The 26483-nt window shown below is 68.7% G+C and carries 27 protein-coding genes; 13 read left to right on the top strand and 14 right to left on the bottom strand.

Annotated features, from left to right (window positions below):
- Positions 1–14: 14 nt before the first annotated feature.
- The 3 genes from SNAS_RS17925 to SNAS_RS17935 are packed head-to-tail and all read right to left on the bottom strand — an operon-like array spanning position 15 to position 2685.
- Positions 15–875, bottom strand: a complete 861-nt coding sequence (locus SNAS_RS17925) for an MBL fold metallo-hydrolase (RefSeq protein WP_013018867.1) — start codon at positions 873–875, stop codon at positions 15–17.
- Positions 876–895: 20 nt separating this feature from the next.
- Positions 896–1543: a response regulator gene (locus SNAS_RS17930; protein ID WP_013018868.1), complete on the bottom strand. Its 648-nt coding sequence runs from the start codon at positions 1541–1543 to the stop codon at positions 896–898.
- Positions 1543–2685 carry a sensor histidine kinase gene (locus SNAS_RS17935; RefSeq protein WP_013018869.1) on the bottom strand — a complete coding sequence of 381 codons (1143 nt, stop codon included), beginning with the start codon at positions 2683–2685 and terminating at the stop codon, positions 1543–1545. The genes SNAS_RS17930 and SNAS_RS17935 overlap by 1 nt, the downstream gene beginning before the upstream one ends.
- Positions 2686–2846: 161 nt before the next feature.
- On the opposite strand from SNAS_RS17935, the gene SNAS_RS17940 reads away from it, so the two are divergent.
- The 3 genes from SNAS_RS17940 to SNAS_RS17950 all read left to right on the top strand — a co-directional run bounded on the left by SNAS_RS17940 (position 2847) and on the right by SNAS_RS17950 (position 5373).
- Positions 2847–3320, top strand: a complete 474-nt coding sequence (locus tag SNAS_RS17940; RefSeq protein WP_013018870.1) for a DUF6326 family protein — start codon at positions 2847–2849, stop codon at positions 3318–3320.
- Positions 3321–3361: 41 nt separating this feature from the next.
- A complete protein-coding gene (locus tag SNAS_RS17945) occupies positions 3362–4600 on the top strand; it encodes an alpha/beta fold hydrolase (RefSeq protein WP_013018871.1) in 1239 nt (412 codons plus the stop codon).
- Positions 4601–4842: 242 nt separating this feature from the next.
- Positions 4843–5373, top strand: a complete 531-nt coding sequence (locus tag SNAS_RS17950) for a glyoxalase superfamily protein (protein ID WP_013018872.1) — start codon at positions 4843–4845, stop codon at positions 5371–5373.
- Positions 5374–5441: 68 nt separating this feature from the next.
- On the opposite strand, the gene SNAS_RS32940 is transcribed toward SNAS_RS17950, so the two are convergent.
- A complete protein-coding gene (locus SNAS_RS32940; RefSeq protein ID WP_013018873.1) occupies positions 5442–6425 on the bottom strand; it encodes a LysR family transcriptional regulator in 984 nt (327 codons plus the stop codon).
- A 109-nt stretch (positions 6426–6534) separates the two neighbouring features.
- Here SNAS_RS32940 and SNAS_RS17960 point away from each other — a divergent pair, with 109 nt between their 5' ends.
- Complete coding sequence (locus SNAS_RS17960) at positions 6535–8670, top strand: MMPL family transporter (protein WP_013018874.1); 2136 nt, start codon at positions 6535–6537, stop codon at positions 8668–8670.
- Here SNAS_RS17960 and SNAS_RS17965 read toward each other — a convergent pair.
- From SNAS_RS17965 to SNAS_RS17975, 3 genes are all read right to left on the bottom strand, one after another.
- Positions 8641–9351, bottom strand: a complete 711-nt coding sequence (locus SNAS_RS17965; RefSeq protein WP_013018875.1) for a hypothetical protein — start codon at positions 9349–9351, stop codon at positions 8641–8643. The two genes, SNAS_RS17960 and SNAS_RS17965, sit on opposite strands and share 30 nt — an antisense overlap.
- 2 nt (positions 9352–9353) lie before the next feature.
- Positions 9354–10796, bottom strand: coding sequence for a serine/threonine protein kinase (locus SNAS_RS32945; protein WP_013018876.1), 1443 nt, complete (start codon positions 10794–10796; stop codon positions 9354–9356).
- Between the two features lie 102 nt (positions 10797–10898).
- Positions 10899–11375 (bottom strand): MarR family winged helix-turn-helix transcriptional regulator, encoded by a 477-nt coding sequence (locus tag SNAS_RS17975; RefSeq protein WP_013018877.1) that lies wholly within the window; start codon positions 11373–11375, stop codon positions 10899–10901.
- A 76-nt stretch (positions 11376–11451) separates the two neighbouring features.
- On the opposite strand from SNAS_RS17975, the gene SNAS_RS17980 reads away from it, so the two are divergent.
- The 6 genes from SNAS_RS17980 (at position 11452) to SNAS_RS18005 (ending at position 17090) form a co-directional block, all read left to right on the top strand.
- On the top strand, positions 11452–11823 hold the full coding sequence (locus SNAS_RS17980; RefSeq protein WP_013018878.1) for a VOC family protein: 372 nt from the start codon (positions 11452–11454) through the stop codon (positions 11821–11823).
- 85 nt (positions 11824–11908) lie between these two features.
- Positions 11909–13336 carry an alpha/beta fold hydrolase gene (locus SNAS_RS17985; RefSeq protein ID WP_013018879.1) on the top strand — a complete coding sequence of 476 codons (1428 nt, stop codon included), beginning with the start codon at positions 11909–11911 and terminating at the stop codon, positions 13334–13336.
- 48 nt (positions 13337–13384) lie between these two features.
- Positions 13385–13927, top strand: coding sequence for a nucleoside 2-deoxyribosyltransferase domain-containing protein (locus SNAS_RS17990; protein WP_013018880.1), 543 nt, complete (start codon positions 13385–13387; stop codon positions 13925–13927).
- A gap of 135 nt (positions 13928–14062) precedes the next feature.
- Positions 14063–14524 (top strand): cyclic nucleotide-binding domain-containing protein, encoded by a 462-nt coding sequence (locus SNAS_RS17995; RefSeq protein ID WP_013018881.1) that lies wholly within the window; start codon positions 14063–14065, stop codon positions 14522–14524.
- Positions 14521–14706 (top strand): hypothetical protein, encoded by a 186-nt coding sequence (locus SNAS_RS35845; RefSeq protein ID WP_013018882.1) that lies wholly within the window; start codon positions 14521–14523, stop codon positions 14704–14706. The genes SNAS_RS17995 and SNAS_RS35845 overlap by 4 nt, the downstream gene beginning before the upstream one ends.
- A complete protein-coding gene (locus SNAS_RS18005) occupies positions 14703–17090 on the top strand; it encodes a GNAT family N-acetyltransferase (protein WP_013018883.1) in 2388 nt (795 codons plus the stop codon). The genes SNAS_RS35845 and SNAS_RS18005 overlap by 4 nt, the downstream gene beginning before the upstream one ends.
- A gap of 32 nt (positions 17091–17122) precedes the next feature.
- On the opposite strand, the gene SNAS_RS18010 is transcribed toward SNAS_RS18005, so the two are convergent.
- Positions 17123–17365, bottom strand: a complete 243-nt coding sequence (locus tag SNAS_RS18010; RefSeq protein ID WP_013018884.1) for an SHOCT domain-containing protein — start codon at positions 17363–17365, stop codon at positions 17123–17125.
- A gap of 78 nt (positions 17366–17443) precedes the next feature.
- Positions 17444–18313 (bottom strand): universal stress protein, encoded by an 870-nt coding sequence (locus tag SNAS_RS18015; protein WP_013018885.1) that lies wholly within the window; start codon positions 18311–18313, stop codon positions 17444–17446.
- 192 nt (positions 18314–18505) lie between these two features.
- Here SNAS_RS18015 and SNAS_RS18020 point away from each other — a divergent pair, with 192 nt between their 5' ends.
- Entirely contained in the window at positions 18506–19060 is a 555-nt protein-coding gene (locus SNAS_RS18020; RefSeq protein WP_013018886.1) for a DoxX family membrane protein, read from the top strand.
- Between the two features lie 59 nt (positions 19061–19119).
- Here SNAS_RS18020 and SNAS_RS18025 read toward each other — a convergent pair whose 3' ends face one another.
- Both SNAS_RS18025 and SNAS_RS18030 read right to left on the bottom strand, forming a co-directional pair.
- On the bottom strand, positions 19120–20010 hold the full coding sequence (locus SNAS_RS18025; protein WP_013018887.1) for a universal stress protein: 891 nt from the start codon (positions 20008–20010) through the stop codon (positions 19120–19122).
- Positions 20011–20044: 34 nt separating this feature from the next.
- Positions 20045–20926: a universal stress protein gene (locus SNAS_RS18030; RefSeq protein WP_013018888.1), complete on the bottom strand. Its 882-nt coding sequence runs from the start codon at positions 20924–20926 to the stop codon at positions 20045–20047.
- A gap of 279 nt (positions 20927–21205) precedes the next feature.
- Here SNAS_RS18030 and SNAS_RS18035 point away from each other — a divergent pair, with 279 nt between their 5' ends.
- Positions 21206–23725 carry a cation-translocating P-type ATPase gene (locus SNAS_RS18035; protein WP_013018889.1) on the top strand — a complete coding sequence of 840 codons (2520 nt, stop codon included), beginning with the start codon at positions 21206–21208 and terminating at the stop codon, positions 23723–23725.
- Here SNAS_RS18035 and SNAS_RS18040 read toward each other — a convergent pair.
- The 3 genes from SNAS_RS18040 to SNAS_RS18050 all read right to left on the bottom strand — a co-directional run bounded on the left by SNAS_RS18040 (position 23664) and on the right by SNAS_RS18050 (position 25720).
- On the bottom strand, positions 23664–24686 hold the full coding sequence (locus tag SNAS_RS18040; RefSeq protein ID WP_144300557.1) for an Acg family FMN-binding oxidoreductase: 1023 nt from the start codon (positions 24684–24686) through the stop codon (positions 23664–23666). The two genes, SNAS_RS18035 and SNAS_RS18040, sit on opposite strands and share 62 nt — an antisense overlap.
- A gap of 112 nt (positions 24687–24798) precedes the next feature.
- Entirely contained in the window at positions 24799–25221 is a 423-nt protein-coding gene (locus SNAS_RS18045) for a flavodoxin domain-containing protein (RefSeq protein ID WP_013018891.1), read from the bottom strand.
- Positions 25222–25261: 40 nt separating this feature from the next.
- Positions 25262–25720, bottom strand: coding sequence for a GbsR/MarR family transcriptional regulator (locus SNAS_RS18050; protein WP_013018892.1), 459 nt, complete (start codon positions 25718–25720; stop codon positions 25262–25264).
- A 65-nt stretch (positions 25721–25785) separates the two neighbouring features.
- Between SNAS_RS18050 and SNAS_RS32950 the strand changes: the two genes are divergently transcribed.
- Positions 25786–26472 (top strand): DUF998 domain-containing protein, encoded by a 687-nt coding sequence (locus SNAS_RS32950; RefSeq protein WP_013018893.1) that lies wholly within the window; start codon positions 25786–25788, stop codon positions 26470–26472.
- The last annotated feature ends 11 nt before the right edge of the window (positions 26473–26483 follow it).

The following is a 26483-nucleotide window of genomic DNA, read 5'->3' on the forward strand; positions in this document are numbered from 1 at the left end:
TCCGCGCCGAAGTGTTAGTGGCCGCGATGGATGATGAACCGGTCGTAGCGGTGGATCCCGGGAGAGTCACCGATGGCCTCGATGGCTTCACAGACGTCGTTCACGTCGGATACGGACAGCTGGAGTGGCGGCTCTTCGGGCTGATAGACAGTCCTGATCGGATAGTCTTCGCTGGGGGTGCGCGACATTTCGATGTGGCATCCGAGGACGTGTGTCACGGGGTGGTTGGCGCAAAACTCGCGCAGTTTGGTGAAAGTGGTGCCGAAATCCTGCCAGTCGTCGACGTACAGACGGCCGGGGTACAGGGTGTCGCCGGTCAGCAGCAGACCGGTGTGCGGGTCGTAGAAGACCGTCGCCGAGGGGTGGTGTCCCGGGCCGGGGATGACCTCCAAGCGTCGTCCGCCCAGGTCCAGGGTGCGGGAGGTGTCGGGCCAGTCGGTGAATCCGTAGAACTCGACCACCTCGTCCAGATCCGTGCCGACGACCACTGTGTTGGGACGATCGGTGAACTGACCGTCCGCCGCCTTGTGATCGCCGTGCCCGTGAGTGTGGGCGACCAGCAGGCCGTAGTCAGGGCGCGGGTGCCGCTCCAGCCACCGGTCGATATGCGCGTCGACCGTGGCGCGCAACGGAAAGAACCGCTCCTTCGGGGTGGCGCCGGTGTCGATCAGGACCGCCCGGTCGTTGCCGAACAGCAGGAACATGAACGGTGCCTCGTAGTGCACGGCCTTGTTCTGCCGCATGATCACCGTGTGCTCGCTGTAGTGGTGCGACTGGATCTCGTCGGCCGTGTCGTGTTTGGCCGACGGCGAACCGGCGTGCCAGGCGACGTCGAGGTCACCGGCCACCGGAGCGCCACGGTCGAAATCGATCATGGTCGAACCCTAATGTCGTGTCAGACGCGGCCGGTCTCGTGGGCCCACATGGCGACTTCGACCCGGTTACGGGCGCCGAGCTTTCGCATGAGACTGGCGAGGTGGGCTTTGACGGTGCTTTGGGTGATGTAGAGCTCGCTGGCGATCTCATTGTTGGTGCGGCCCTGGGCTACCGACACGAGGACTTCCTCCTCGCGGGCGGTGAGCCGTTCTATCGGCTGTGGCGGTGGTGAGGTGTGTGTTTGGGCGAACGCCGCGATCAGTCGGACCGTCACGCTGGGTGCGATCAGGGCGTTGCCGTCGGCGGCGGCGTGGATGGCCTGGGTCAGCAGGGCGGGTCCGGCGTCCTTGAGCAGGAACCCGCGGGCGCCGGCTTTGAGCGCCTCGTGGACATACTCGTCGAGGTCGAAGGTGGTGATGACCACGATCGGCAGGGGGTCGGTGACGTCGGGGCCGGCGAGGCGTCGGGTGGCTTCGATGCCGTCCATCAGTGGCATGCGGATGTCGAACAGGCCGACGTCGGGGCGCAACTGGAGCGCCAGGCGGACGGCTTCGCGCCCGTCGGCGGCCGCGCCGACCACTTCGATGTCGGGCTGGGCGTCGAGCAGCATCGTCAGCCCGGTGCGCACGATGGGCTGGTCGTCGGCGATGAGCACCCTGATACTCATCACGGCGTCCCGGTTCGGGGCAGGACCGCCTCCACCCGCCAGCCCCGCTCGGCGGTGGGGCCCGCGTGGAAGGTGCCGCCGAGCAGACAGGCGCGTTCCCGCATGCCCACCAGGCCGTAGCCGGCTGGGGCGCGGCCGCCAGCCGCGGAGCCGTCGTCGTCGATGGTCAGCCGTACCCGGTCGGCGTCGCCGGTGACGGCGACGGTGACCTGGGTCGCGTGGCGGGCGTGCCGTCGCGCGTTGGTGATGGATTCCTGGGCCAGGCGGTAGATCGCGGCCCCGACCGCCGGGCTGAGGTCGTCGAACTCGCCGGACAGTGTCACCGCGACGCGGGGACGCGTGTGGCCATCGGTGGCGAGCTGCTCGACCTCGGCCACGCCGGGCTGCGGCGCGAACCCGGTGTCAGGTGGAGCGCGGAGCACGCCGACGATGGCGCGCAGCTCGGTGAGGGTGCGGGTCGCCGCGTCCTCGATGATGGCCAGGGCCTCGGCGGCACGCTCGGGGCGGGAGGCGGCGATGGCTCGTCCTGCCTGGGCCTGGATGGCGATGCCCGAGACGTGGTGGGCGACGGTGTCGTGGAGTTCGCGAGCCAGCAGTTCGCGTTCGCGGGCCCTGGCTTGGTCGAGGTCGCGGACGCGGACCTTCGCGCGATAGCGGATCGCGGCGCCGAGCGCGGCGGCGAACAGGAAGAACGCGTACCCCGCGACCAGCTCCACCACGTTGGTCGATTCGGCGACGCAGGTGATGGCCAGCCAGACCAGGATGATGCCGAGGCCGCCCGCGGCTTCCCGACCGGAGCCCCACCGGAACAGGGCGTAGGCGATGACCAGGGTGGCCGCGACACTCGAGGGCAGGGTGCCTGGCGATTCGGTGAGGACTCGGACGGTGTCGACCACCGTCACCGTGCCGAAGGCCACCGCGGTCACGACGAGCGGGTGCGTACGTCGCCACGGAAGGGGGACGACGACCGCGAGTGCGGCGATGAACAGCAGCGGGAGTGGCGCCATGTCCTCGCGGAGCACCGCTTCCAGCACGGTCGAGCAGATCAGTACCGCGACCAGGGCCCAGTCCCGCGGCCCCCGGGGCGGGGCATTCGCGGGTCGAGGTTCGACCCACAGCGAGCGCAGTGCGTTGGCGGCCATCTGATCAGCCTAAGCAGGCCGCGTGCTGGGCGTATCCGCCCAAAGTACAAGAGCTCGGCTATACCTACGACCAGAACGGATCAGGCTCCCGGGCTGATGTGCCCGCCGGTGGCATCGGTGAAGGTGGAAACACCCACTCAATCAAGCCAAGGAGCATGGTGATGAGAACCTCTCAATCCCCCACCGCACTGAGCAATCCGTCGTCCCCGAGCACGCTGGAAGATCTGCGCATGCCCGTGAAGGCCAAACTCGCGGCAGCATGGACCAGCTTCATGTTCCTCTACATCTACGTCGACTACCTCGCCTTGTACAAGCCCGGCTTCCTCGACGACCTCCTGGCCGGCATCGTCTACGAGTTCAACACCGGCCCCACCTTTGTCGCCATCGCGCTCACGCTCATGGCCATCCCGATCCTCATGATCGTGCTGTCCATGACACTGCCCGCCCGTGTCAACCGCATCGCCAACCTCGTCGTCGCGACGCTCTACATCCCCATCACGGTGTTCAACGCGGCATCGGAGACCTGGACCTACGCCTACTTCTACGCCCTCTCCATCGGACTCGAGACGCTGCTTTTGGTCTTCATCCTGCGCTCCGCCTGGACCTGGCCACGCCGCACGCCGCAGCAGGCGTGACTGCCCAACCCCCGCCCACGTCACCTGTCAGGATGGGCTTCATGTCGGCCACATTCCACATTCCCGGACTGATCCTCACCGAGCACGAGTTCCAGGTACCGCTGGACCACTCCCGGCCGGACGGCCAACGCATCACCGTGTTCGCGCGCGAGGTCGCCGACCCCAAGGGCCGCGACCGGCCGTTCCTGGTCTTCCTCCAGGGTGGACCCGGCCAGGAGGCGCCTCGGCCACACGGGGTGCCGTATCAGCCGGGCTGGCTGGATCGCGCGCTCGCCGACTACCGGGTGCTGATGCTCGACCAGCGCGGCACCGGCCGCTCCACCCCGGTCGGCGATCTGGCGGGTATGACACCGCAGGAACAGGCCGACTACTTGACGCACTTTCGCGCCGATGCGATCGTTCGCGACGCCGAATGGATCCGCGCCGCGTTGGGCGTTGACTCGTGGAGTGTGCTGGGTCAGTCCTTCGGTGGTTTCTGCTGCCTGAACTACCTGTCCCAGGCGCCCGAAGGACTGCGGGAGGTCTTCTTCACCGGGGGTGTTCCCCCGGTGGGGCGTCATCCCGACGACGTGTACCGCAACACCTACGTCACGATGCGGGAACGCAATCGCCGCTACTACCAACGCTATCCGGGCGACCGGGATCGGGTGGCGGCGATTGTGGACCGTCTTGAGGCCGGTGATCTTCGGCTTCCCGACGGGGATGTGCTCACCGCTCGCCGGTTCCGGCAGATCGGCAACATGCTGGGGATGAGCGACGGCGCGGAACGACTGCACTACATTGTGGAACGCGACCCCGACTCCCCGGCGTTTCGGCACGATGTCGCCGCGGCGATGCCGTTCTCCGGCCGCAATCCGCTGTACGCGGTCATCCACGAATCCAGTTACGCCGACGGACATGCCACCCGATGGTCCGCGCAACGGACGCTGCCCGCCGACTTCGAGTCGGACCAGACGTTGTTCACCGGCGAACACGTCTACAGCTGGATGTTCACCGACTACCGCGAACTGGCGCCGCTGCGGGAGGCGGCCGAGATCCTGGCGGAACACGAATGGCCGGTCCTGTACGACGCCGAGCGGCTGCGCGCCTGCGAGGTTCCGTGCGCCGCCGCCATCTACGCCGAGGACGCTTACGTCGATCGGGTGTACTCCGAGGAGACTGCCGCGCTCATCCCGACGATGCGGTCCTGGCTCACCAACGAGTTCGAGCACAATGGGCTGCGAGCCGCCGGTGACCGGGTACTCGACCGGCTGATCGCTCTCACCAACGGATACGCGTAGCTGCCGCGACGCGAGGGTGCCCCACGCCCCCCCAACACTCTGGTCGGTACAGCCGTGTGATCGAACGATTGTGGTACGTTCTTGCTGGGTTTTCGATGTGACCCGCTGCTCGCACCGGGGTCTCTCGGCATGGTGAAGACATCGACGACAACGCCACCCACAGGTTCCCGTAATCACGGTGCCCACGGACGGCAACGCGAGCACCGACCGTCAAGGACAGGGCACCGGGAAAGACGGTGAACATGACCACCACCATCTCCGACGCCAAAACCGCCGCCCGCGTACTTCGCCAATGCCTCGCCGACGACGGCTTCGAGCTGAGTCACAGCCGGGCGCTGGAAATCGTCGCCCAGCAACTCGGCTTCGCTGACTGGAACACCGCCAGCGCCAGTCTCACCGCGGCGCAGACAGACTCCGGTTCCGCCGTGGCGGTGCTCCGTATCCACGACACAGCCCTGGCACGCGGCTTCTACCTCGACTACCTCGGCTTCACCACCGAATGGGAACACCGGTTCGAGCAAGGCATGCCGGTCTATATGCGCATCCGTCGAGGCGAAACCGTGCTCGACCTGTCGGAGCATCACGGCGATGGCACCCCCGGCTCGGTGGTGTGGGTGCCGATCGGTGACCTGCGCTCCTTCCACGCCGAACTTTCTCGTCGGGCGCATCCCAACCTCCGTCCCGGCATCGAACGCGACGCCCCAGGCGGACCGACGATGGAGATCATCGATCCCTTCGGCAACGTGTTGCGCTTCTGCCAACCCTCCGAGTGACCAGTGGCAACGCCCGCTGAACCTCGCCGTCAAGGTGCCCGCGGGGGCACGTTGACGGCGGGGTTGGCTCAGCGCTGGGGACCGGGCGAGGGCTGGGTGGCGCGAGCGGTGATCCATTCGCGGTCGGCTTCGGGCATCCACACTCGCTCGCGGTCGGCGGCCTGATCCACCGGTACCAAGTGCCGGGCGTCGACATGTTCCAGCAACAGGTCGACGGTCGCACGTGGGATCCGGGACGGCCAGATCGCCGCCCACGGAAACACCGGAACCGGATCCACAATGGGGATCGCTCGCAGGGGCGGGGGCGGCGGTTCCATGGCCAGACCGATGATGGTGCAGGCCGACGCGTCGTTTTCCGCGGTTTCCAGGAAGTGCGCGAAGCTCACGGTCGCACGGGAGTCGCGGATGCCCACGTCGAACGTGGACTCGAACTCGGCCGCCAGCTGCCGCCATTGCGCGGGACTTCCGCCACCGGGAAACCACAGCTCCAAATCAGACAGTTCTTGGGTCCGTACCCGCGGACGCCGCGCCAGGTGGTGCCCCGGGCCCGTCAGCAGGGCGAGCGGTTCCAACAGGGCCACGGCCCGCGACAGTTCCCTGGGCCAGGGCGTGGTGTTCGCGCGGCCGAAGGCGACGTCGACGTAACCGCCGAGCACCGCCTCCACCTGGGACGCGGGGATGTCGCGCGGTGCCGATCGGACGGTGAACCGTGGGTCGGCGGCGGCGCCGCGCAGCCACAGCTGCGGCGCCAGCGGTTCGTACAGGCCGTCGACGACGAGGGTGAGGCGCCGGTCCCCGTGCAGTTCTTCGACGGCAACGTCCCACGCGGCCACGATCGTTCGCGCGTGCGGCAGCAACCGCTGTCCGGCCGCCGTCAGTCGCACACCACCGGAATGCCGGTCGGCCAGTCGCAGCCCCAGGCGTCGCTCCAGTTGGGCCAGTCGCTTCGACACGCCCTGCTGGGTGAGCCGCAGCCGTTCAGCGGCCCGGCCGATGTGGCCGGTGCTGGCGATCGTGACGAAGGCCCGCAGCTGCGCGGTGTCGGTTTCCACACCCGCAGGCTGGCATCACAACCAATAGTTGTCAAGCTGCCGTCGTCGTTGTTGGACGTCGCGGCGGTGCCGGACTTCTACTGGGCGACGACGCCTGAAGGAGAGGTCCATGTCTACTGTGCTGTACCGCCTCGGCAGGAACGGCGCGCGACGTCCGTTTCTGACGCTCGCGATCACCGCCGCCGTGGTGGCCGTCATCGGTTTCGTCTCCGCCGGACTGGGCGGGGCTCCCCACAACACCGTCGACCTGCCGGGGACATCCAGCCACGCCGCCACCCAGCTGCTGGAGCAACGGTTCCCCGACGAAGCCGGCGCGCGGGCCCACATCGCTGCCGACTGGGGCGAAGCCGACGTGGATGAGAACGCGCTGGACGACACGGTGGCGCGGCTGGAACAGCGCGACGGGGTGCGCGAGGTTGCGGTGCGGCGCAGCGATTCGGCCAACATCGCCATCGTGGCGGTCAGCTACCACCGTCCGGCCACCGAACTGTCGGCGACCGCCGAGACCGACGCGCTCGACCGGGCCGCCACACCACTGCGCGACTCGGCGGACGCCGTGGCCGTCGGCGGCGAACTTCCCGAATCGGTGCAGGGCCCCGACGGTACCGCCGAGGCCGTCGGCGTCGGGGTGGCGCTGCTGATCCTGTTGTACGCCTTCGGTTTGCTGCTGGCCGCGGGCTTCCCGCTGTTGATCGCGGGCCTGGGAGTCGGCACCGGCATGGGCCTGATCATGCTGATCGCCGGTTTCACGACCGTCAACACCGCCACCCCCACGCTGGGCGCCATGATCGGGCTCGGCGTCGGCATCGACTACGCCCTGTTCATCGTGTCCCGGTACCGCGCCCACCGCCACGCCGGAAACGACTCCGTCGCATCGGCAGCCGTGGCCACGGCCACCGCCGGTCACTCGGTCGTCATCGCCGGAGCCACCGTCCTGGTCGGACTGACCGGACTGGCCTTGTGCGGGGTGCCGAGCTTCACGACCATGGGCCTGGCCGCCGGACTGGTCGTCATCGTCGAGGTGTTGCTGTCCATAACAGTGCTTCCGGCACTGCTGGGCCGCTTCGGGCACCGGATGCGACGCTCCCGTCGCGACCCCGAACAACCGGCGCGCTGGGCCGCAACCCTGTCCGCGACGGTCACGCGCCGCCCGACGGCATGGCTGCTGACCGCACTCGTGCTGCTGACGGTCCTGGCCGTCCCGGTCACCGGCATGCGACTGGGGCAAAACGACGCCGGCGCCGAGGCCGCCGATTCCACCACCCGACGGGCCTTCGACATCGTGGCCGAGGGTTTCGGTCCCGGTGCCACCGGCCCACTGCTGATCGTCGTCGACACCCGCCGCACCGGGACCGCCGCCGTCGCCGACATCCGGGATCGGGTAGCGGGACTCACGGGCGTGGAACGACTCACCCCGTCCCGGAAATCCGACGACGGCACCGTGACCGTGTTCGAAGCCGTCGGATCCCAACGGCCGCAAAGCCCCGAAACCGAACGGCTGGTGCGCGAGGTGACCCGAACGCTTCCCGACGGCGCCGAGCTCACCGGTCCCACCGCCATCAATATGGACATGTCGGGTCGGCTGGCGGACCGGTTGTGGCTGGTGATCGCGGTCGTGCTGGTGCTGAGTTTCGTACTGCTGGTCTTCATGCTGCGGTCACTGCTGATCCCGCTCAAAGCGGTGCTCATGAACCTGCTGTCGGTGACCGCGTCCTTCGGCGTGTTGACCCTGGCCTTCCAGACCCACGCTGGGGCGCGGTTGCTGGGCCTGGACGACCCGGTCCCGATCGCGGGCTGGGCGCCGCTGGTCCTGTTCGCGATCCTGTTCGGACTGTCCATGGACTACGAGATCTTCCTGCTCGGCAGGATCCGGGAGGCCTACCTCGTCTCCGGTGACAACACCGCCGCCGTGGTGTCGGGGCTGAGCCAGGCGGCCCGGCTCATCACCGCGACCGCCGCCATCATGGTCGCGGTGGCCCTGGGCTTCGCCTTCGATTCCTCGGTGATGGTGAAGATCATCGGCGTCGGCATGGCCACAGCGCTGTTGCTGGACGCGACCGTGGTTCGCATGGTCCTGGTGCCCGCCACCATGACGCTGCTGGGCCGCGCCAACTGGTACCTGCCGAGATGGCTGGGACGACACCCAAGTCAACCCGGCGCTGCCGAACTCGAGCGAAAGTTCGGAGAAGCCGACGCCCGTCCCCGATTAAGGCAATTACGTGTTCCGGTCGCGGCGGTGGCGTAGCCAGTCGACGTCGGAGCGGCTGAGGGCACGGGTGGCCAGCAGCCACTCGCACAGGGCTCGGCGGGCGTCGACTTCCTTCTCCAAGCCCAGGACTCCTGCCGCGACCAGGTCGAGTCGTACCTGTTCGATGCGTTTGACGACTTGGGATTTGCTCAGCCCCAGGCGATCGGCGATGTCCTGGTAGGTGCGCGGCCTCGGGTCGTAGAAGGGGTAGGGGCGTAGGTAGCCCTCGGCCATGGCGACCAGTACTTCGCGGCGTCGGTCGGTCATGTTGGGCAGTTGGGTTCGGGTTTCGAGGCCGTCGCGTGGGCTGGGGGCCGCGGGTTCGCCGGGGGAATGGCACAGCCGCAGCACCAGGGCGTGTGTCCACTCCTCTCCGGCGATCAGGACCGTCATGGGCACCGTGTCCACCACGCGGCGGGAGGGCGGGCCGTTGGACAGGGCCACCGGTAGGGGTACCGCGAAGCCGGTGGCGTCGACTATGTGGAGTGGGCGTTTACGGCTGAGGTTGGTCACCGCCCAGATCCCGCCCACGTCGGCGATGCGGCCCGCCAGGCGACTGATGCCCATGTCCTGGGGGTCGAGGCAGATGTCGCAGCTCTCGTCACGGCCGACGGTCAGGCTGCCGCCGGGCTCCAGGCGGTGCGTGGCGCCGTCGTGCTCGATGTCGATCCCACTCATCGTCAGTACTTCAGCCACCCGGCTTCCAGGGTGCAATCACCGGAGTCGGCGCCGTTGAAGCCGATCCGGACGGTGTCGGCGTCGGCGATGTCGATCTCCTGGGAGTTCGTTTCGTCGGCGGGGACGGCGAATTCCTGGTCTGAGGTGTATCCGGTCATTGTCACGCTCACGTAGGCGGTCTCATCGGTGTCGCCTGTGGAGGCTGAGATGCGCAGGGCGGAGTAGTTTCCGTCCAGTGTGTATTCAACGTAGGGACGTTTGTCGCATGGTGCCGTCAGCGGATCGGTTCCGGCTTCCTTGAAGCCTCTGATGTCACTCGGTTCCAAGTCCGTCAACAACAGGCCCTCGCTTTCTTCCGGCATGGACTCCGAACTTTCCGCGGGCGAATCGGAGCCCGACGGCGACGCGCCCCACAGGAACACCCCGATTCCGCACGCCGTCAGCATGAGGGTAGTCGCCACTCCGCCGACCGCCCACGGCCATACGGGGTTCTTGGCGGGTATGTGGACCGCGGCGGGTGGGGCGGGGCGTCGGGGTTTCGACGCGGTGGAGTGGGTTGGCGGCAGCGGGGTCTCGCGCGGGGCCGCGGTGGTGGCGTGGGGGCGCAGGTCGCGCAGCCATTGCCCGGCCGCGGGCCGGTCGCCGGGTTCGTGGGCGGCGATGCTCGCGATCGCGTCGGGTTCGGCGCCGTCGAACATGGGGCGGAGGGCGTCGACGAGGGCTTGGCGCAGTTCCGCGTCGCCGGAGGGCGGGTTGGTGCCGGTCAGCGTGAAGTAGGTCAGCGCGCCGAAGGCGTAGCAGTCGGCGGCGTTGCCGTAGACGCCGTACTGGGTGACCTCTGGGGCGCAGTAACCCTGGGTGCCGACGGGTTCGCGGGTGCCCTCGTTGCTGAGTTTGGACAGTCCGAAGTCGACGAGCACGGTTTGGCCGTGGGAGTTGACGATGACGTTGCCCGGGCTGAGGTCACCGTGCACCACCGGCCGTCCCGAGGGGGTGGCCTCGCCGCTGTGCAGCCAGTCGAGGACTTCGGCGAGTTGGACCAGGTGCCGCAGTGCCTCGAAGCGATCGCGTTCTCCGGCGACCCACTGGCGCAGGTCAACGCCTTCGACCCAGTTCATCACCAGGTAGTGGTGCCGCGTGTCGGCGTCGGCTTCGCCGGGCAGGTGCATGCGGGGGCCGGTGAAGAACTCGTGGACGCCGACGACTCCCGGGTGCCGCAGCAGTCGCAGCACCTCGGCTTGTTCGCGCCAGCGTTGTTGCCAGGCTTCGGGGTCCAGTGCGTGCGCGGCCCGAAGGATCTTGACCGCGACGGTCTCGTCGGCGCCCGCCACCCGGACCGCGGCCTGCCACAGTTCGGCTTCTCCCCCGCTGCCTACCTGCCGGATCAACCGGTACTTGTCGGGGTCGTCCTGCGGGCCGACGGTGTAGCTGTCGCGTTCGGTCATGATGCGGAGTCCTCTCTGTGTCCGGTGTGAAGCATTACCGGCCATACCGGGTTTGTCGAGAGGGAGCCCTCCCCATTGCCACCTGGACGCCTGCGGCGGTGGTCAATCGAGGGTTTCGTCGGCGAGGCGTTGGAGGTAGGCGGCGAAGCGGCGGCGGTCGGTGTCGTCCCAGGTGGCGGTGAGCTGGTCGAAGCAGCGGCGTTGCCAGTCGTGGGAGGCGGTGAGCAGCTGGCGGCCGTCGTCGGTGAGCCGCAGGGCGACCCGTCGCCGGTCCTGGTTCGACTCGCCCCGGTGGAGGTGGCCCGCGGCGACGGCGTCGCGCACCATGCGGCTGGCGCCGGAGTGGTCGAGGCCGAGCTGTTCGGCCACGGTGGTGACGGTGGCTTCGTCGCGGGCGGCGGCGACGGCCTCGACGACCTGGATGTTCTGCACCCGTCGGGTGTCGCCGTCGGGGGTGGATGTGGTCAGCGGCTGGTTGGTCCAGCGGCGGGACCAGAAGCGCACCAACCGGAACAGCGCGGGTCCGCCGTTCGCCGCGGCGCGGGGGTTGGGGACGTCACTGGTGTTCACCCTTGACATTGTATGCGATGCGCACGTATCTTTGTATGCGTATCGCATATAAATGACCTTCGGGTCTGTTACGCAGGAGGTTGGCATGTCCATCGTTCTCAATCACACGATCGTTCCGGCGAGCGACAAGCAGGCGGCGGCGACGTTCTTCGCCGAACTGATGGGGCTCGCGGTCTCGGCGCCCAGCGGGCCGTTCGCGCCGGTGGCCGTCAACGACGACCTGACCCTCGACTTCGACGACCGGGCAGACGTGGCACCCGGCCACTATGCGTTCCTCGTCGACGACGACACCTTCGACGCGGTGCTGCACCGGCTGTCGACGTGGCCCGCCGTCGACTACGGCTCCGGCGTGGAGAACGGGTGGGACCGACGCATCAACCACCTCGGCGGTGGACGCGGAGTCTACGTCCGCGACCCCAACGGCCACAGCTACGAACTGTTCACCGCCGTTCCCTGACCAGCTCCTCCACCCACGGTCTGAGCCAACGAATCAGACCCGAGTCCGATGTGTTGTCGCCCGCCGGTCAATAGCGTGTGGGGACATGAGCTCTCCCCACATCAAACGCATGTCCGTCGCTTGTGGAACAGTGGCGGTGTTGACGGGCGCGCTGTTGACCGCCCAGGCACAGGCCGACACCGGGCTGGACTGGGACCGGTGCCCCGGCGGTGAGACCGACATGGAGTGCGCCTCGATTGAGGTGCCGGTCGACTGGGACGAACCCGAAGGCCGTCGCATCACCGTGATGCTGGGACGCCTGCCCGCGAGCAAGTCCCCGGACACCGCGCGCAATGTGCTCGTCAATCCGGGCGGGTTCATCGGCAACGACATCGAGTACCTGTCTCGCGGCCGCGAACCCTTCCAGGGGTTGCGCGAGCGCAGCAACATCGTCACCTGGGACATCCGTGGCGGCCCGATGGGTGCCGGTTACAGCACGGCGTTGAAGTGCGAGTGGACCGGGATCCCGCTGCCAGAAGTGCCAGACAGCCGCGAGGAGTTCGACAAGCTGGCCCAGTCCAATCGCGAACGGGCCGAAGCCTGCCGCGACACCGACCCGGCCCTGTTCGACAACATGGACGCGGCCAGCCACGCCAAGGACATGGACGCGATCCGCGAAGCCTTGGGAGACAGGCAACTCAACCTGCACATGACCTCGGCGGGCGGACTGCTCGCGCAAAGCTACGCGCGGCAGTTCCCCAGGCAGATTCGCACCATGTACGTCGACGGGATCGTCGACCACTCCGGCAGCCGCGACAGTGTCTACGACAATTACGCCACCGATGGTGAGGCGGCGTTCGAGCGGTTCGTCGACTGGTGCCGCCGCACCGAGGCCTGCGCGCTTCACGATGAGAGTGACCTTTCCGGACGGTGGCGCGCACTCGTCAAGCAGGCCAACGAGACACCGATACCGGCGGGCAAAGTGAAGTATGACGGCCGAGACCTTCAGGATTCGGCCGTGCGGATTCTGCGGATGAGGACACCTGATCCAGCGTGGCACGACCTGGCTCAGGCCATACTGGACGCTGAAGGAGGCGACGCTTCGGGTTTCGTCACCGACCCCGACCATCCGGTGTCGGCAGTCCCGGTGCCCGCAGTGGTGGAATGCCTGGACTTTCCCGCGCCGACTAATCACACGCAGGTCACCGACACGGTCCGTCGGCTGAACCGATTGGCCCCCAACACTGGTGGGCGCCTGCAGCTGTACGGCGCGATCCTGACCTGCGTGGGATGGCCGACACCCCCGCGCGGCGAACCGGGGCCGATCCCGACCAAGACGCCACCGGCACTGGGCGCGGGGACCTGGAACGACTATGCCGCCACCGATCGCGTGGTGTCCCAGACATCCGGGGTCACCATCGCGCACGACGGTCCCGGCCACGGTCTCTATTGGAACGGTGACGCGTGCGTCATCGAGCATGCCGATCGATACCTGAAGACCCGAAAACTCCCCGAACCGGGCGCTTCCTGCTAGCCCCGACGGATCCCCACCGCACGACTCGTTCGTGGAATGATCAACCCCATGGTCGTGCGCTACGTCGAGGCCCCCCACCAAGCCGATCAACGAGGCGACTCATTCCGGTGGCCCGCGGTGTTCCTCGGTGGCGGTATCACCGGGGTCGACGACTGGCAGGCCAGTGCCGTCGGGATGCTCGAAGCCTCCGGTGTGGACGTCACCGTCTACAACCCGCGTCGCGCGAACTTCGATGTCACCGATCCGGCGGCGCACGAGCAGCAGGTCCGGTGGGAGTACCGGCATCTGCACATAGCCGACATCGTCATGTTCTGGTTCCCCGCCTGCGACCCGGCGGTCACCGTGCAGCCGATCGCGTTGGCCGAGTTGTACGCGGCGATGGAGCGGCGACATCAGTACCGCCTCATCGGAGCGGCCCCCGGCTATCCGCGTCGACGCGATATCGCGCTTCAGTTGCGATCCGCGCAAACAGCGAACCACGTCCCGAACTCGGTCGTCCTCCAATCGTCGCTGCGCCACACCGTGAACCTCGTCGTGGAAGTCATCCGCAGCCATCCATACCAGACGCCCAGGGCCGAATTCCCCGGGTGAACCGGGCCGGGAACTACCCGGACGGTGGCCTCAAGGTCCCGCTAACCGCGGCCCACTCCGCCTCTGTCATCACCGCGCCCGCCGCAACAGGATGAAAGTGCACGACGCACTCTCGGCGCGGCGAAAGGAAAGGCGATGACTCATTCGGACGTATTGCGGGACTTCGAGTTCTTCGCGGGCCTGTCGACCGAACAGCTGGCCCTTGTCGGGATCACCGGCCGCAGGGTCCGCTACTCGGCGGGCCAGCGGTTGTTCGCCGAAGGATCCCCGGCTTCGGGCTTTTGGCTGTTGGAGAGCGGTTCGGTCGACATCGACACTCCGGTCGTCGGCGGCGGGCGGGCGGTCCTGGACACCCTGGGGCCGGGCGACGTCGTCGGCTGGTCCTGGTTGATACCACCCCACCTGTGGCACTTCGGTGCCGTGGCCACCACCGACATCACCGCGATCCTGCTGGACACCGAACGGTTGGCCCGGGTGATGCGCAACGAACCCGATCTGGGTTTCGCGCTGTCGACTCGGCTGTGCGGCGTCCTGGCGCACCGGCTGCATGCCACCCGGTACCGCGACCTGCACCATCGCACCGAGGCCCGGTCATGAACCGGCGAATCTTCGAACAGAACGATGTACCGGCTCACGTGGAGCTGCGGCTGTTGCGGTTGGAGGCCAGGGTGAACGCGCTGGCCGCCACGGTACGCCTGCTGGCCGCCGCCCTGCCGGACGACCAGCGCGTCGCGCTGTTGCTCGACGACAACGGCGCTCGGGCCCAGGTCGAATCATGATGGACAGTCGTGGCGCGGCCCTGACGCGCGATGGTCATGTCATCGGGATTCGGCCGGTCCAGGCCACAGACGCCGCCGGGCTGGCCGCGTGCCACCGGCACGCCGACGAACACGATCTGCGGTGGCGGTTCTTCTCCTACGGTGCCGACTCGGTGGAACGTGAGGTCAAGCGGCTGCTGCGACCGGCCTCGGAGGACTTCGCGGCCCTGGTGGCCCTGGATCACGAACGCATCATCGCGGTGGCGTCCTACGAACGTGGCAGCCACGATCGGGGGCACGCGGTCGCGGCGGTGTTCGTCGACCCCCGGCATCACGGACGCGGCATCGCGACGTTGCTTCTCGAACGGCTCGGCGCCGTGGCCGCCGCGCACGGTGTGCGGCGGTTGTCGGGACACGTGCGAGCCGACAACTACCCCATGTTGAAAGTGGCGTGTGGACTGTCGGCCGACGCTGTCGCGCCCGCGATCGGCTCCACCGTGGAGGTAGAGCTGCCCACCGTGTGGATCGGCCGGGCGCTGGACGAAGTCGGCGAGCGGGAACGTGTCGCCAAGGCCGCGTCACTGACGACGTTGATGCGCCCGCGGGTGGTGGCGGTGATGGGTACCGGTCTTCCCCGCCACGGTCCCGAGATGTTGCGCGCCATCATGTCCCACGGTTTCACCGGCCGCGTCTACGCGGTGTCCGCGCACGGGGGTCGCATGGCGGGCCTGGACTGCCATCCGTCGCTGGCGGACCTGCCGGAGCCGGTGGATCTCGCGGTGATCGCCATGCCCGAAATCGCCTGCGCCACAACCGTCGACGAGACCGCCGCCGCCGGAGTGCGGGCCGCGATACTGACCGGCGACGTCAGTGCCACGGTGGCTCGCGACCTGGTGGAGCGGGCCCGGCGGCACGATCTGCGGCTTCTGGGACCGGGCAGTCTGGGTCTCATCACCACCGCGACGCAGGTGCGGCTGACCGCCTGCACCGCCCCGGTCGAGGTGGACGCGGGCACGGTGGCGCTGTCGTCGCGCTCGGCGTCAGTGGGGTCGGCGATGTTGGCGCAGGCCGCCCGCCGTGGTCTGGGGATCGGCGCTTTCGTGTGCCGGGGCAGTGGTGTCGATATCGACGACAGTGATCTGCTGTCGTACTGGCACGACGATCCCCACTGCCATGTCGTCGCGCTGTGCCTTGACGCGCTGCCACATCCACGGGGTTTCGCCCGGCTGACTCGAAGCGTGTCGCGTCGCAAGCCGGTCATCGCGTTGCCCGCCGAGGCAGCCGACACATGGGACGCGTGGTGCGCGTACACCGGCGTCATCGGTGTCAGCACTGTGGACGAAATGTTGGACACGGCCGCGATGCTGACCGGCCAGCCGACCGCGACCGGGGACCGCGTCGCCGTCGTGGGCAATGCGCGCGGCCTCAACGAGTTGGCTCTGGCCGCCGCCACCCGTGCCGGGCTGTTCGCGCCAGCGTTGTCGCCGGGACTTCGTGAACGGCTTCGCATGGCCGCCTCCGCGACCGACACGGCCACCGTCGATCTGGACGTCGCGGTGTCGGCGGAAGCCTTCGGCGGCGCGATATCGACACTGGCCACCAGCGGCGAGGTCGATGTCCTGGCCGTGAACCTCGACGTGTCGGCCAGCGGCGATGTTCCCTGGTATCTGGACACGATCGCCGAGACCCTCGACGCGACCGGGTTGCCGATCGCCGTCGTGCTCACCGGAATCGCCGAACCGCCGCGCCACCTGGGAAAGCGACACGTGCCCGTGTTCGCGCTCCCCGAACCGGCGATGACGGCGCTGGGACACGTTGTGGCCTACGCGCACTGGCGTCGCGAACCGGAGGCCAGCGGCCGACCGCTGCCCAGTGTCGACGACGCGGGCGCCCGGCGGCTGGTGGACGCGGCGGTGCGCGCCGGGGCCGGGCCACAGTCGATGGACTGGACGGCGCGACTGCTGGCGATGTACGGGATTCCCGTTGCCGCTTCGCATGCGACCACATCGGTCGGTCGGGCGGCCGGGGCGATCGAACTGGCCGCCGCGATCGTCCGTGATCGCTCGGGGGACGCGATGGTCATGCTGGGACTGGGCGGCGCCAACGCCGACCTCATCGACGACCGGGTCTACCGGTATCCGCCACTCACCGACGCCGAAGCCGGGCGTATGTGGCGTTCACTGCGCGCGGCGGCACTGTTGAGAGGCGACGCCGTCGACACCGACGAGGTCGAGGACCTCGTGTCGCGGCTGGCCCGGCTCGCCGACGACGTCCCCGAGATCGCCGAGCTGAGCCTGGATCCGATACTGGCGGGCCCCGACGGGCTGATGGTCGTCAACGCCGAGCTGCGACTCACGCCTGACGCGACCACCACCGCACTCGCCGGGACGCTGCCGACGGCATGACAGCACCGGGTGACCCCGGGCTTCGTCGCGTGTCAGTTCTTCGGGTTTCGCAGCACTGACAACCGATCCCGGTACTCCTCCTCGGTGATCTCACCCTTGGCGAAGCGCTCGGCCAAGATCCGCTCGGCGTGATCGGCCCCGCCGGGGGTGTGGAGGCGAAACGCCCTGACCGCCAACCAGATCACTCCCGCCAGCAGCGCCCACAGGGCCAGGGCGTTCATGACCATGAACACCCAGCCGCCAGCGCCCATCCCGTTGTGCCAGCCGTACATCATCACACGCTCTCCTTCGCATGTTGGTCGGTCAAACTGAACCGGGTGGCCCGCGGTTGTTCGGGGCCACCCGGTTGAGGACTAGGTGTTGTGGACGATCGCCAGTGGACACTGGCTGGTGTGGATCATGGCGTAACCGGTGGAGCCCAGAAGTCGCGCGCGCAGTTCGCCGCGCATGCGGGAACCGATCACCAGCAGACCGGCGGTTTCGGACGCGTCGGTCAGCGCGGCGGCCACGTCGGTGGTGTGGACCGGGACGTGGTGGGTTTCCACCGACGGGAACCGCGGCTGCCAGTCATTGAGCCAGCCACCCAGCAGCCGGTTGGCCTGCGCCACACCGGGTTCGTCGGTGGTGGACGTCGCGGCGTCGGCGGTGGACAGGTGCCAGGCGTGGATCGCGTGCAGCGGGACCTTGCGCTGCTCGGCTTCGGCGAACGCGAAACCGATCGCGTCCCAGGAGGTCCGTTTGCCGTCGATGCCGACGGCCACCGGGCCGGTCCGCTCGGTGTCGCCGCGTACCAGCAGCACCGGGCATTTCGCGCGCACCGCGACGTCGAGTGCGACTGATCCCAGCAGCTTTTCCGCCACCCCACCGGCGCCTCGCGCGCCGATGACGATGATCTCGGCGTGTTCGGATTCGCCGACGAGGACGATCGAGGCGCCGCCGTGGATGACCTGGCCGGAGACGGGGAGGTCGGGGTGTGCGTGGTGGACCGTGTCGACGGCCTCGTCGATGACGCGCTGGTTCTCGGCGTCGGTCGACAGCGGTGGCGCGGAGTAGGCGAACACCACGGCGGCGTCGCCGGAGTACAGCGGCCACGACCGGGCGTGGACGATACGCAGCGGGAGGTTGCGGGACACCGCCTCGACGGCGGCGTATTCGAGCGTGCGGAGGCTGTCTCGGGAACCGTCGATACCGACGACCACGGGCTTGACATTGTTCTCGTTCATGACTCCAGGCTCGTCGTCCCGCACACCGCCGCGGAGGGCCGAAGCGATCGAAGCGGCGGGGACTTTCGACGGTCCCGGGTACAGCGGCTCTGAGGGGTTGAGTCGATCGTTGGGGACATCGCATGCCGTGGGGCCCTGGGACAAGCTCCGCGAACGGAGTGGACTGGAGCCACGCACTGAAAGGACACTCCAATGTCAACCTCAACCCGTCACGTCACCCACACCGGACCATGCCTTCCCATCGACGACACCGATCCGCGACAGCACCATGGCCGTCGGGTGTGGGCTCTGGCCCGTATCGGGGTCGGCTGGATCTTCCTGTGGGCGTTCCTCGACAAGACCTTCGGACTCGGCTACGCCACCCCACCCGACCACTCCTGGCTCAACGGCGGCCGCCCCACCCAGGGCTTCCTGGCCAACTCCGCCTCCGGACCGTTCAAAGGCATCTACACCTCCATCGCCGGAGCCGCATGGGCCGACTGGCTGTTCATGCTCGGCCTGGCCGGAATCGGCATCGCCATGATCCTGGGCATCGGCATGCGCATCGCCGCCATCGCCGCCGCCATCCAACTGGTGCTCATGTGGAGCGTGGCCCTGCCACCGGCCAACAACCCCCTCATCGACGACCACATCATCATGGCCATCCTCGTCATCGGCCTGGCCTACGCCAACGCCGGAGACACCTGGGGCCTGGGCAGGAAATGGAGCCAAAGCCAGGCAGTCAACCGTTGGCCATTCCTGCGATAACCACCACGACCGGCCCCAGCGCGGCCGCCACTGCCAGGTGGCGGCCGCTCACAGGTGCGTCACGGCGTCGTCGGCCGCGCGGAACGGACGATCGCGACCGGCGCGTCGGCGTGGTGCAGCAGTGCCTGACTGGTGGAACCGAGCAGCAGCCCGGCGAAACCACCGTGCCCGCGCGAACCCACCACGAGCATGCGAGCCCCCATCGACTGGTCCAGCAGCACCTGCCGGGCACCGCCGTGGACCGCCATCCGTTTGACCGGCACGTCGGGGAAGTCCTCGTGGATCCCGCTGAGGGCTTCACTGATGGTCGTCAATGCCCGATCCGCCATGGCCTGTCGGTCACCCAGGCCGCTGGCGAGGTATCCGTCCCGTGTCGCCATCGGGTGTCGCCACGCGTGAACGAGCGTGGCCGGTACCTGGTACAGCCGCGCCTCCCGCAAACCGAAGCGCACGGCCTCGCGGGAGTGTTCGGATTCGTCGACGCCGATGACCACGCGACCGGCGTTGGGGCCGGTTTCGCCGCCAGGGCCCCGCACCACCACGACCGGACACCGCGCGTGGGCGCTGACCTGGGTGGAGGTGGAGCCCACGAGGATTCCGGCGAAGCCGCCTTCGCCGCGCTCACCCAGCACGAGCAACTCCCACCGATCGGAACCGGCGACCAGGCCCGCGCCGGCGGTGGCGGCACTGATCAGTTCGGCCTCCACCTTCAACCGCGGTGACCGCTCGGCCAGATCGCGCTTCGCCGCGTTCAGCATGTCCCGAACGGCCTGCCGGTCGGCGCTGGGATCGGGTTCGTCCTCAGCGGGCGGTGGCGGCGCGCTAAGTGTCAAGTGGACGGTGACGATGATCAACTCGCGATCGCGAAGGCGCGCTTCGTCGGCCGCCCAGTCGATGGCGCGGCGACTGGATGGGGATCCGTCGTATCCGACGGCTATCGCGGCTGGCATTGCCGATCCGCCTTCCTGTTGGGACCGTTGGCCATCAGCGCTGGGTGGAGGGGTGGACGATCGCGACGGGCGCCTCGGCGTGGTGGACCATCGCCTGGGTGGTGGAGCCCATGAGCAGTCCGGTGAAGCCGCCGTGGCCGCGCGATCCGAGGACCAGCAGCCGGGCGCCCGCGGACTTCTCCTTCAACAGCCGCCGGACGTCGGAGCGTTCACACACGCGCTCAACCGGCACGTCGGGGTACTTGGACTGCCAGCCCGCCAGCGACTCGGCCAGCAGCCGTTCCTCATCGGCGGCCAGCGCGTCGATGTCGTACACCAGCGGGAGCATGTCACCGGGCTCTGTGGACACCGGATGTTTCCAGGCGTGCACGGCGATCAGGCGGGCGCCGCGCAACGACGCCTCCTCGAACCCGAATCGCAGCGCCGCCTGGGCCAGTGGGGATCCGTCGACACCCACGACGACCCGGTCGGGGTCGGCGGTGTCACCGGTGGCGGGGCCGCGAACCACCACGGCCGGGCACAGCGCGTGGGCCGCGACCTGGGAGGCGGTGGAGCCCAGCAGCAGTTCGGTGAACGCGCCCCGACCCCGGCTGCCCACGACCAGGAGTTCGGCGTCGCGGGAGGCTTCGATCAGTTCGACGCTGGCGGTGATACCGCTGACGATCCGCCCGCTGACGTCGATGCCGGGTGCCAGTTCACGGACCCTTTCCACCTCGGCCTCGACGAGGTCACCCACCACGGCACGCAGGGCCCTGGTGTGAGCCTGGGCCGATTCCGGGGGCAGCGGGCCCAACACCAGGAAGGCGTGGACGATCACCAGGGGGCGGCGTCGCAGCTGAGCCTCCTGGGCGGCCCAGTTCACCGCGACCTGACTGTGTTGCGAGCCGTCGAAGCCGACCATCACCGAAGCTGTCATGCCTAAGTCATCCATTCTGGAGTAGAGGTTCGGGTGCGACTCGGTGCGTCCGCGCACCGGCCGAGTCGTCGCACTACCGCGTATGGCGGCGCGACCTCTCCAGCATCGATGCTGGTTGGCGCGGCATTTAGGGCCGAGTGGCAGTACTTCGGCGGGCCCATCGTCAGGGCCGGGACTTTCGCGCCTGCCCGCGACGGCGCATGGTCCCTGGTCGCGCTCGGTCGGACGCACGACGATGTGAACAACCCGCAACCAGCCGCAGCGACGAAGAGGATCACCGTGCCCACCATAGTCAACTCAGGACTGTCAACTGTCGAGGTCGCCGAACTGAGACGGCGACACGGCCCCAACGCGGTACCCGAGACCGCCCGGCGGACCCTCGCCTCCCGGGTGGTGGCTCAGCTGCGGGATCCGTTGATCCTGCTGCTGATCGCGGCCATGGTCGTCACGATCGCCCTGGGCGATGTCGCCGACACGATCGTGATCGTGCTGGTCGTGGTCCTCAACACCACCGTGGGTTTGATCCAGGAGGTCCGCGCCGACAACGCGGTGGCCGCGTTGCGGCAGCTGGCGGCGCCCAGGGCCCGGGTGGTGCGCGACGGCGTCGACCAGTCCGTTGCGGCCGCCGAGCTGGTGCCGGGAGACCTGGTGCGCCTGGAATCGGGCGACATCGTTCCCGCCGACGCGACGGTGACCGAGGCAGCGCTGTGCAGCGTGGACGAGTCGGCGTTGACCGGCGAGTCCGAATCGGTCGACAAGACCGTGGCACAGGAACTGCTGGCCGGAACGGTCATGGCCACCGGCCGCGCCCAGGCGACGGTGACCCGCACCGGACCCCACAGCGCACTGGGCCGGATCGAGGCCGTGGTGGCCGCACAACCCCGACGCGACACCCCCCTGCAGCGGCGCCTGGCCGGACTGGGCCGGGTGCTGGGTGCCGTCGCGGTAGGACTGTCGGGCGTGGTGCTCGTCCTGGGACTGCTGCGGGGATTGTCCCTGCCGGACATGGTGCTGTCGGCGGTCAGTCTGACCGTCGCGGCGGTTCCCGAATCACTCCCGGCGGTGGTGACCATCGCGCTGGCGCTGGGCGCCCACCGCATGGCCCGGCGCGCCGCCATCGTGCGGCGCCTGCCCGCGGTGGAGACCCTCGGGTCGGTCACCGTCGTGGCCAGCGACAAGACCGGCACCCTCACCGAGGGGCGGATGTCGGTGCGGCGCCTTGAGGCCGCCGACGGCGCGGTGTCGGTGTCGGGCACCGGCTACGCGCCCAGCGGGGAGGTCTCCCCGCGATGCTCCCCGGGCGTGCGGCGGCTGGCGTTGGCGATCGCGTTGTGCAACGACGCCGACATCACCCCGGCGTCGAACGAGTCCTGGACGCCGGTGGGCGATCCGATGGAGGCGGCGCTGGTGGCCGCCGCCGGACGCTGCGGCGTCGACGCCACCGTCGCGCGGTCCGACCATCCGCGTGTGGACGAGATCGGCTTCGACGCCGTCCGGCGCCGCATGCTCACCGTCCACAAGACACCGGACGACACCTTCCTGGTGGTGTGCAAGGGTGCCCCGGAGGTGCTGCTGCCCGACGACGCGCCGTCGATACGCGAACGTGCCGAGGAGCTGGCCCGCGACGGGTTCCGGGTGCTGGCCGTGGCCGCCGCCGAACACCCGACCTGCCCCGACGCCTCCCACTACGAAACCGGGCTGCGTCTGCTGGGTCTCGTCGCGCTGGGCGATCCGCTACGACAGCAGGCGCCGCGGATCCGTGACCGCTTCGACCAGGCCGGAATCCGGCTGGTCATGATCACCGGCGACCACCCGCACACCGCCGCGGCCATCGCCACCCAACTGGGCTTCGGCCCGGACCCGGCCGTCGTCACCGGCGACCGCCTCACGCCCGATCCCACCGGTGCGCGGGTCTTCGCCCGCATCCGCCCCGAACAGAAGCTCGACATCGTCGCGAGTCTGCAGGGCGGCGGCGAGATCGTCGCGATGACCGGCGACGGCGTCAACGACGCCCCGGCGCTGCGTCGCGCCGACATCGGCGTCGCCATGGGCGAAGGCGGCACCGAGGCCGCCCGCCAGGCCGCCGACCTGGTGCTGGCCGACGACAACCTCGCGACCATCGGCCACGCCGTCGAAGAGGGACGGCGCATCTACGACAACATCCGCCGCTTCCTGGCCTACGCTCTGTCGGGCGGGCTCGCCGAGATCGCGGTGATGCTGGCCGGACCGTGGTTCGGGCTGGCGATCCCGCTGCTGCCGGGCCAGATCCTGTGGATCAACATGCTCACCCACGGCCTGCCCGGCGTCGCGCTGGGAGCCGAACCCGTCGAGGACGACGCGATGCGCCGACCACCCCGACGCCCCGACCAGGCGATCCTCGGCGACGGCTTGGCCACCCGCGTCGCGATCACCGGCGCCCTCATCACGGCGGTGAGTCTTGGTGCCGCGGTCTTCGCCGCGTCGCGGGGACTGGCCTGGCAGTCGGTGCTGTTCACCGTGCTGGGCATGGCGCAACTGGGCGTCGCCTTCGTCTCCCGCGCCCGCACTGGTCGCCGCGACCGCGTCAACTGGTGGCTTCCGGCCGCCGTTGGCCTCTCGGTGGTGTTCCAGCTGGGCGCACTGTGGATAGCGCCCTTGCGGTCCCTGCTGGGAACCTCGGCGCTGTCGCTTCCCGTGGTGGCCGGTTGCGTCGCCGTCGCGGCGATCCCCGCCGCGGTTCTGGCGGTGGCACGGCTGTTCAGGCGCGCGCCTCGCGCAGGATCTCGGCCACCGACAGCCGCGGCGTCCACGCGGCGGTGAACTCCGGCTTTCGGCTCAGACCCAACCGCAGCACCAGCAGCGGATACCCGACGTCGCCGATCAGCTGGGACAGCTGCGCTCGCGCGGCGTCCACCTCGATGGTCTCGCTGAACGGTTCCACCGACACCCCCGCGTCCGTGGCCTCCAACCACATCGCCACCAACGCCTCCCCCGCCCGCAACCAGGCGGGAGCCGCGTCGTCCGGGGCATACAGCACCGCGTAGGAAGCCGCGGCGTCACCACTGTCATCCTGAGTGGACTCCTGCGGCGGCAGCGGACGCGCCACTCCGAACCGGCGCGGCGCCACCCGCACCCGCCCGGGATCCACATTGACCGATTCGGCCGGAACCCCGACGCCCTCCTCCTGATGAGCGGCGGCCCATTCGTCCAACTCGGCGAGCCGCCGCGAGTCCGACTCCACAATGCGCTGCGCGTGACCGGTGATCACCGCCAACTGGGTGACCTGCTCGTCCCGCAACACATGCAGATACGCCCCGTTCTCCTCACACGTCGCCCGCAACCGCTCCAACACCGACGGGGACACCGCCTCATCCCGCACCGCACCCCGATCGGTACGCCGCAGCATCAACAACCGCAGCTCGTGGATCGACTCCTCCGACGGCTCCACCTGCCCGCCCGGAGTCAGCCGGGCCAGCATCACATCGTCGGAGTCGGCGCGGGCCTGCCCCAACCGATAGACGGCCGGATTCCGGTACCCCTGCACCTCCAAGGCGATCTGTGCGTACCGCAACGCGGCCCCGCAACTGAGGACCATCAACCGGCCCTCCGGGTCGGTCAACCTCATGTGCCGTTTGCGGTCGGTGAACAGTTCCATCGCATCGGCGGCGATGCTCCACTGCCACGGTTGGGTGTTGTGGATCGACGGCGCGAACCGCGCGACACTGGCCGCCGTCCGCAGTGCCTCGGGCTTGTCCGCCAACGCGTGTTCAGGTTTCGACATGGTCATGTGCTTTCTACTCGTCGGACGTGCTCATCGACGAACCTAAGCCGCACGACGAGGGTCGACTTAGGGGCGATGGACCGGCACCCCAAGGCAAACGGTCCCTGTTTCCTCACTCGCCATCCGCTGCGGTCTTCACCTCGTCGGCGATCTTGCCCGCCCAGTCGCGAACGCGCGGCCAATCCCGCGAATCGCTGGCCATCCGCCGGGTCAGCGCTCGGTCCAGGTAGGTCTTCGCCAGCTCGGGATCGAGCCTGCCGCCGAACACCGCGACGGGCCCGGCTCCAAATCGCTCGGCCCATTTCTTCGCCGTACGCGTCGGTTCTACCCGCGCGGGCCGCTGGCCAACCCACCCGCTTTCGAAAATCCGCACCCTGCGCTGTTTGAGATCGGACGAGAACCGTTTGACGAACCGGTTCGCCTGCCGCCGCCACCGCCCGTAGTACACCGCACTGCCCACGACCACGACGTCGAACCCGGTCAGCGACGTAACCGCCTCCACGTCCTTCGTCTCAACAGTGAAGCCGCGCGCCACCGACCAGTGCCCATCGACCTGTCCACGTGGTTACGACCGGTCAGGTCTGCCGGCGGGGCGGGGCGTTGTTGAAGACCTCGCTCATCCAGGCGAAGGTGTCGTGGGCTTCTTTGATCCGGGCGGCTCGTTGAGTGCCGGGCCCCAGGATGTCGAGACCGTTTTGAGCCAGGTCCTGGAAGGCGGTCAGGGAGGCGATCTGGCGGCGTACCACGGTGTCCCAGGCGTTGTCGTCGACGCGGTAGTAGGTGGTGCGGTCTCCGGGGCGGGTGCGATGGGTTACGAATCCCATGGCGGTCAGCAATCGCAGGTTGGTGGTCATCGAGCCGCGGCTGGCGTTGATGGCGTCTCCGATTTGCTGGGCGGATTGTTCGGGCGGATCGCAGACCATCAGCCAGCCCAGGCATCGTGCCGCGATGGGGGAAACGCCGTCGCGCGCCAGAAAGGCGGTGAGTCGTTCCACCCATTCCATGAGCCGCTCGTGCTCGATATGGTCATTCACCCCGGATGCCCCTCTGTCGAATTCTTGAGTTTTAGTTTACGCTAAAACTCAAGAAAGAGGTTGCCATGGTGTCGTGGAGACGAGTCGAACCACTCCTTCGGATCGCCGGAGTCGTTGGTCCGTTGCTGTTGTTGCTGGTCATCCTGGCTGATGGTGCGACCCGGCCCGGCTACAGCCCCTGGAGTCACGGCGTCAGTCAGTTGACGCAAGGCGATCGGGCGGGGTGGGAGCGCGCCACCTACGTCATTTGCGGCCTGCTGGTGCTGGGGTTCGGCGGCGGCGTGGGCCGACGGACTGCCGGGGCCCCGGGCGGCAAGTGGGGTCCGTGGCTGGTGGGTGCGATCGGCGCCGGTCTGGTGGTCGCCGGCATCTTCCCGACGGATCCGGCCCTGGGGTACCCGCCGGGGGAAGCCGACGTCGTGACGGTTTCGGGGCGGCTTCACCAGGTGGGCGGGAGTCTGCTGTTCATCGGGTTGATCGGTGGCTGTTTCGTGCTCGCCCGATATTTCGGACACCGGTCCCGACGAGGATGGCGTCTGTTGTCGATCGTCATCGGTGTCGCCGTGAGCGTCACCGCCATGGCGGCGGGACTCCTGTATCGGCTCGCCACGGTCAACGATGTGACCGGTGCTCCGGTCGGCGCGCTGGAACTGACCGCGTTCGTGTTGGGGTTCGGGTGGTTGGCGATGGTCGCCTGGCGGGGCGATGTCGCGGGCACTTCCGGTTCCGCCCGGGAGCGCGAACGCTCCTGAGGTGCCGACAT

It is taken from the genome of Stackebrandtia nassauensis DSM 44728, from assembly GCF_000024545.1.
Classification (GTDB): Bacteria; Actinomycetota; Actinomycetes; order Mycobacteriales; family Micromonosporaceae; genus Stackebrandtia; species Stackebrandtia nassauensis.

Excerpts from the sequence above, each read along its gene's own strand:
- SNAS_RS17925 (WP_013018867.1), bottom strand. The coding sequence starts at position 875 with ATGATCGATTTCGACCGTGGCGCTCCGGTGGCCGGTGACCTCGACGTC.
- SNAS_RS17930 (WP_013018868.1), bottom strand. The coding sequence starts at position 1,543 with ATGAGTATCAGGGTGCTCATCGCCGACGACCAGCCCATCGTGCGCACC.
- SNAS_RS17935 (WP_013018869.1), bottom strand. The coding sequence starts at position 2,685 with ATGGCCGCCAACGCACTGCGCTCGCTGTGGGTCGAACCTCGACCCGCG.
- SNAS_RS17940 (WP_013018870.1), top strand. The coding sequence starts at position 2,847 with ATGAGAACCTCTCAATCCCCCACCGCACTGAGCAATCCGTCGTCCCCG.
- SNAS_RS17945 (WP_013018871.1), top strand. The coding sequence starts at position 3,362 with ATGTCGGCCACATTCCACATTCCCGGACTGATCCTCACCGAGCACGAG.
- SNAS_RS17950 (WP_013018872.1), top strand. The coding sequence starts at position 4,843 with ATGACCACCACCATCTCCGACGCCAAAACCGCCGCCCGCGTACTTCGC.
- SNAS_RS17960 (WP_013018874.1), top strand. The coding sequence starts at position 6,535 with ATGTCTACTGTGCTGTACCGCCTCGGCAGGAACGGCGCGCGACGTCCG.
- SNAS_RS17965 (WP_013018875.1), bottom strand. The coding sequence starts at position 9,351 with ATGAGTGGGATCGACATCGAGCACGACGGCGCCACGCACCGCCTGGAG.
- SNAS_RS32945 (WP_013018876.1), bottom strand. The coding sequence starts at position 10,796 with ATGACCGAACGCGACAGCTACACCGTCGGCCCGCAGGACGACCCCGAC.
- SNAS_RS17975 (WP_013018877.1), bottom strand. The coding sequence starts at position 11,375 with ATGTCAAGGGTGAACACCAGTGACGTCCCCAACCCCCGCGCCGCGGCG.
- SNAS_RS17980 (WP_013018878.1), top strand. The coding sequence starts at position 11,452 with ATGTCCATCGTTCTCAATCACACGATCGTTCCGGCGAGCGACAAGCAG.
- SNAS_RS17985 (WP_013018879.1), top strand. The coding sequence starts at position 11,909 with ATGAGCTCTCCCCACATCAAACGCATGTCCGTCGCTTGTGGAACAGTG.
- SNAS_RS17990 (WP_013018880.1), top strand. The coding sequence starts at position 13,385 with ATGGTCGTGCGCTACGTCGAGGCCCCCCACCAAGCCGATCAACGAGGC.
- SNAS_RS17995 (WP_013018881.1), top strand. The coding sequence starts at position 14,063 with ATGACTCATTCGGACGTATTGCGGGACTTCGAGTTCTTCGCGGGCCTG.
- SNAS_RS35845 (WP_013018882.1), top strand. The coding sequence starts at position 14,521 with ATGAACCGGCGAATCTTCGAACAGAACGATGTACCGGCTCACGTGGAG.
- SNAS_RS18005 (WP_013018883.1), top strand. The coding sequence starts at position 14,703 with ATGATGGACAGTCGTGGCGCGGCCCTGACGCGCGATGGTCATGTCATC.
- SNAS_RS18010 (WP_013018884.1), bottom strand. The coding sequence starts at position 17,365 with ATGATGTACGGCTGGCACAACGGGATGGGCGCTGGCGGCTGGGTGTTC.
- SNAS_RS18015 (WP_013018885.1), bottom strand. The coding sequence starts at position 18,313 with ATGAACGAGAACAATGTCAAGCCCGTGGTCGTCGGTATCGACGGTTCC.
- SNAS_RS18020 (WP_013018886.1), top strand. The coding sequence starts at position 18,506 with ATGTCAACCTCAACCCGTCACGTCACCCACACCGGACCATGCCTTCCC.
- SNAS_RS18025 (WP_013018887.1), bottom strand. The coding sequence starts at position 20,010 with ATGCCAGCCGCGATAGCCGTCGGATACGACGGATCCCCATCCAGTCGC.
- SNAS_RS18030 (WP_013018888.1), bottom strand. The coding sequence starts at position 20,926 with ATGACAGCTTCGGTGATGGTCGGCTTCGACGGCTCGCAACACAGTCAG.
- SNAS_RS18040 (WP_144300557.1), bottom strand. The coding sequence starts at position 24,686 with ATGTCGAAACCTGAACACGCGTTGGCGGACAAGCCCGAGGCACTGCGG.
- SNAS_RS32950 (WP_013018893.1), top strand. The coding sequence starts at position 25,786 with ATGGTGTCGTGGAGACGAGTCGAACCACTCCTTCGGATCGCCGGAGTC.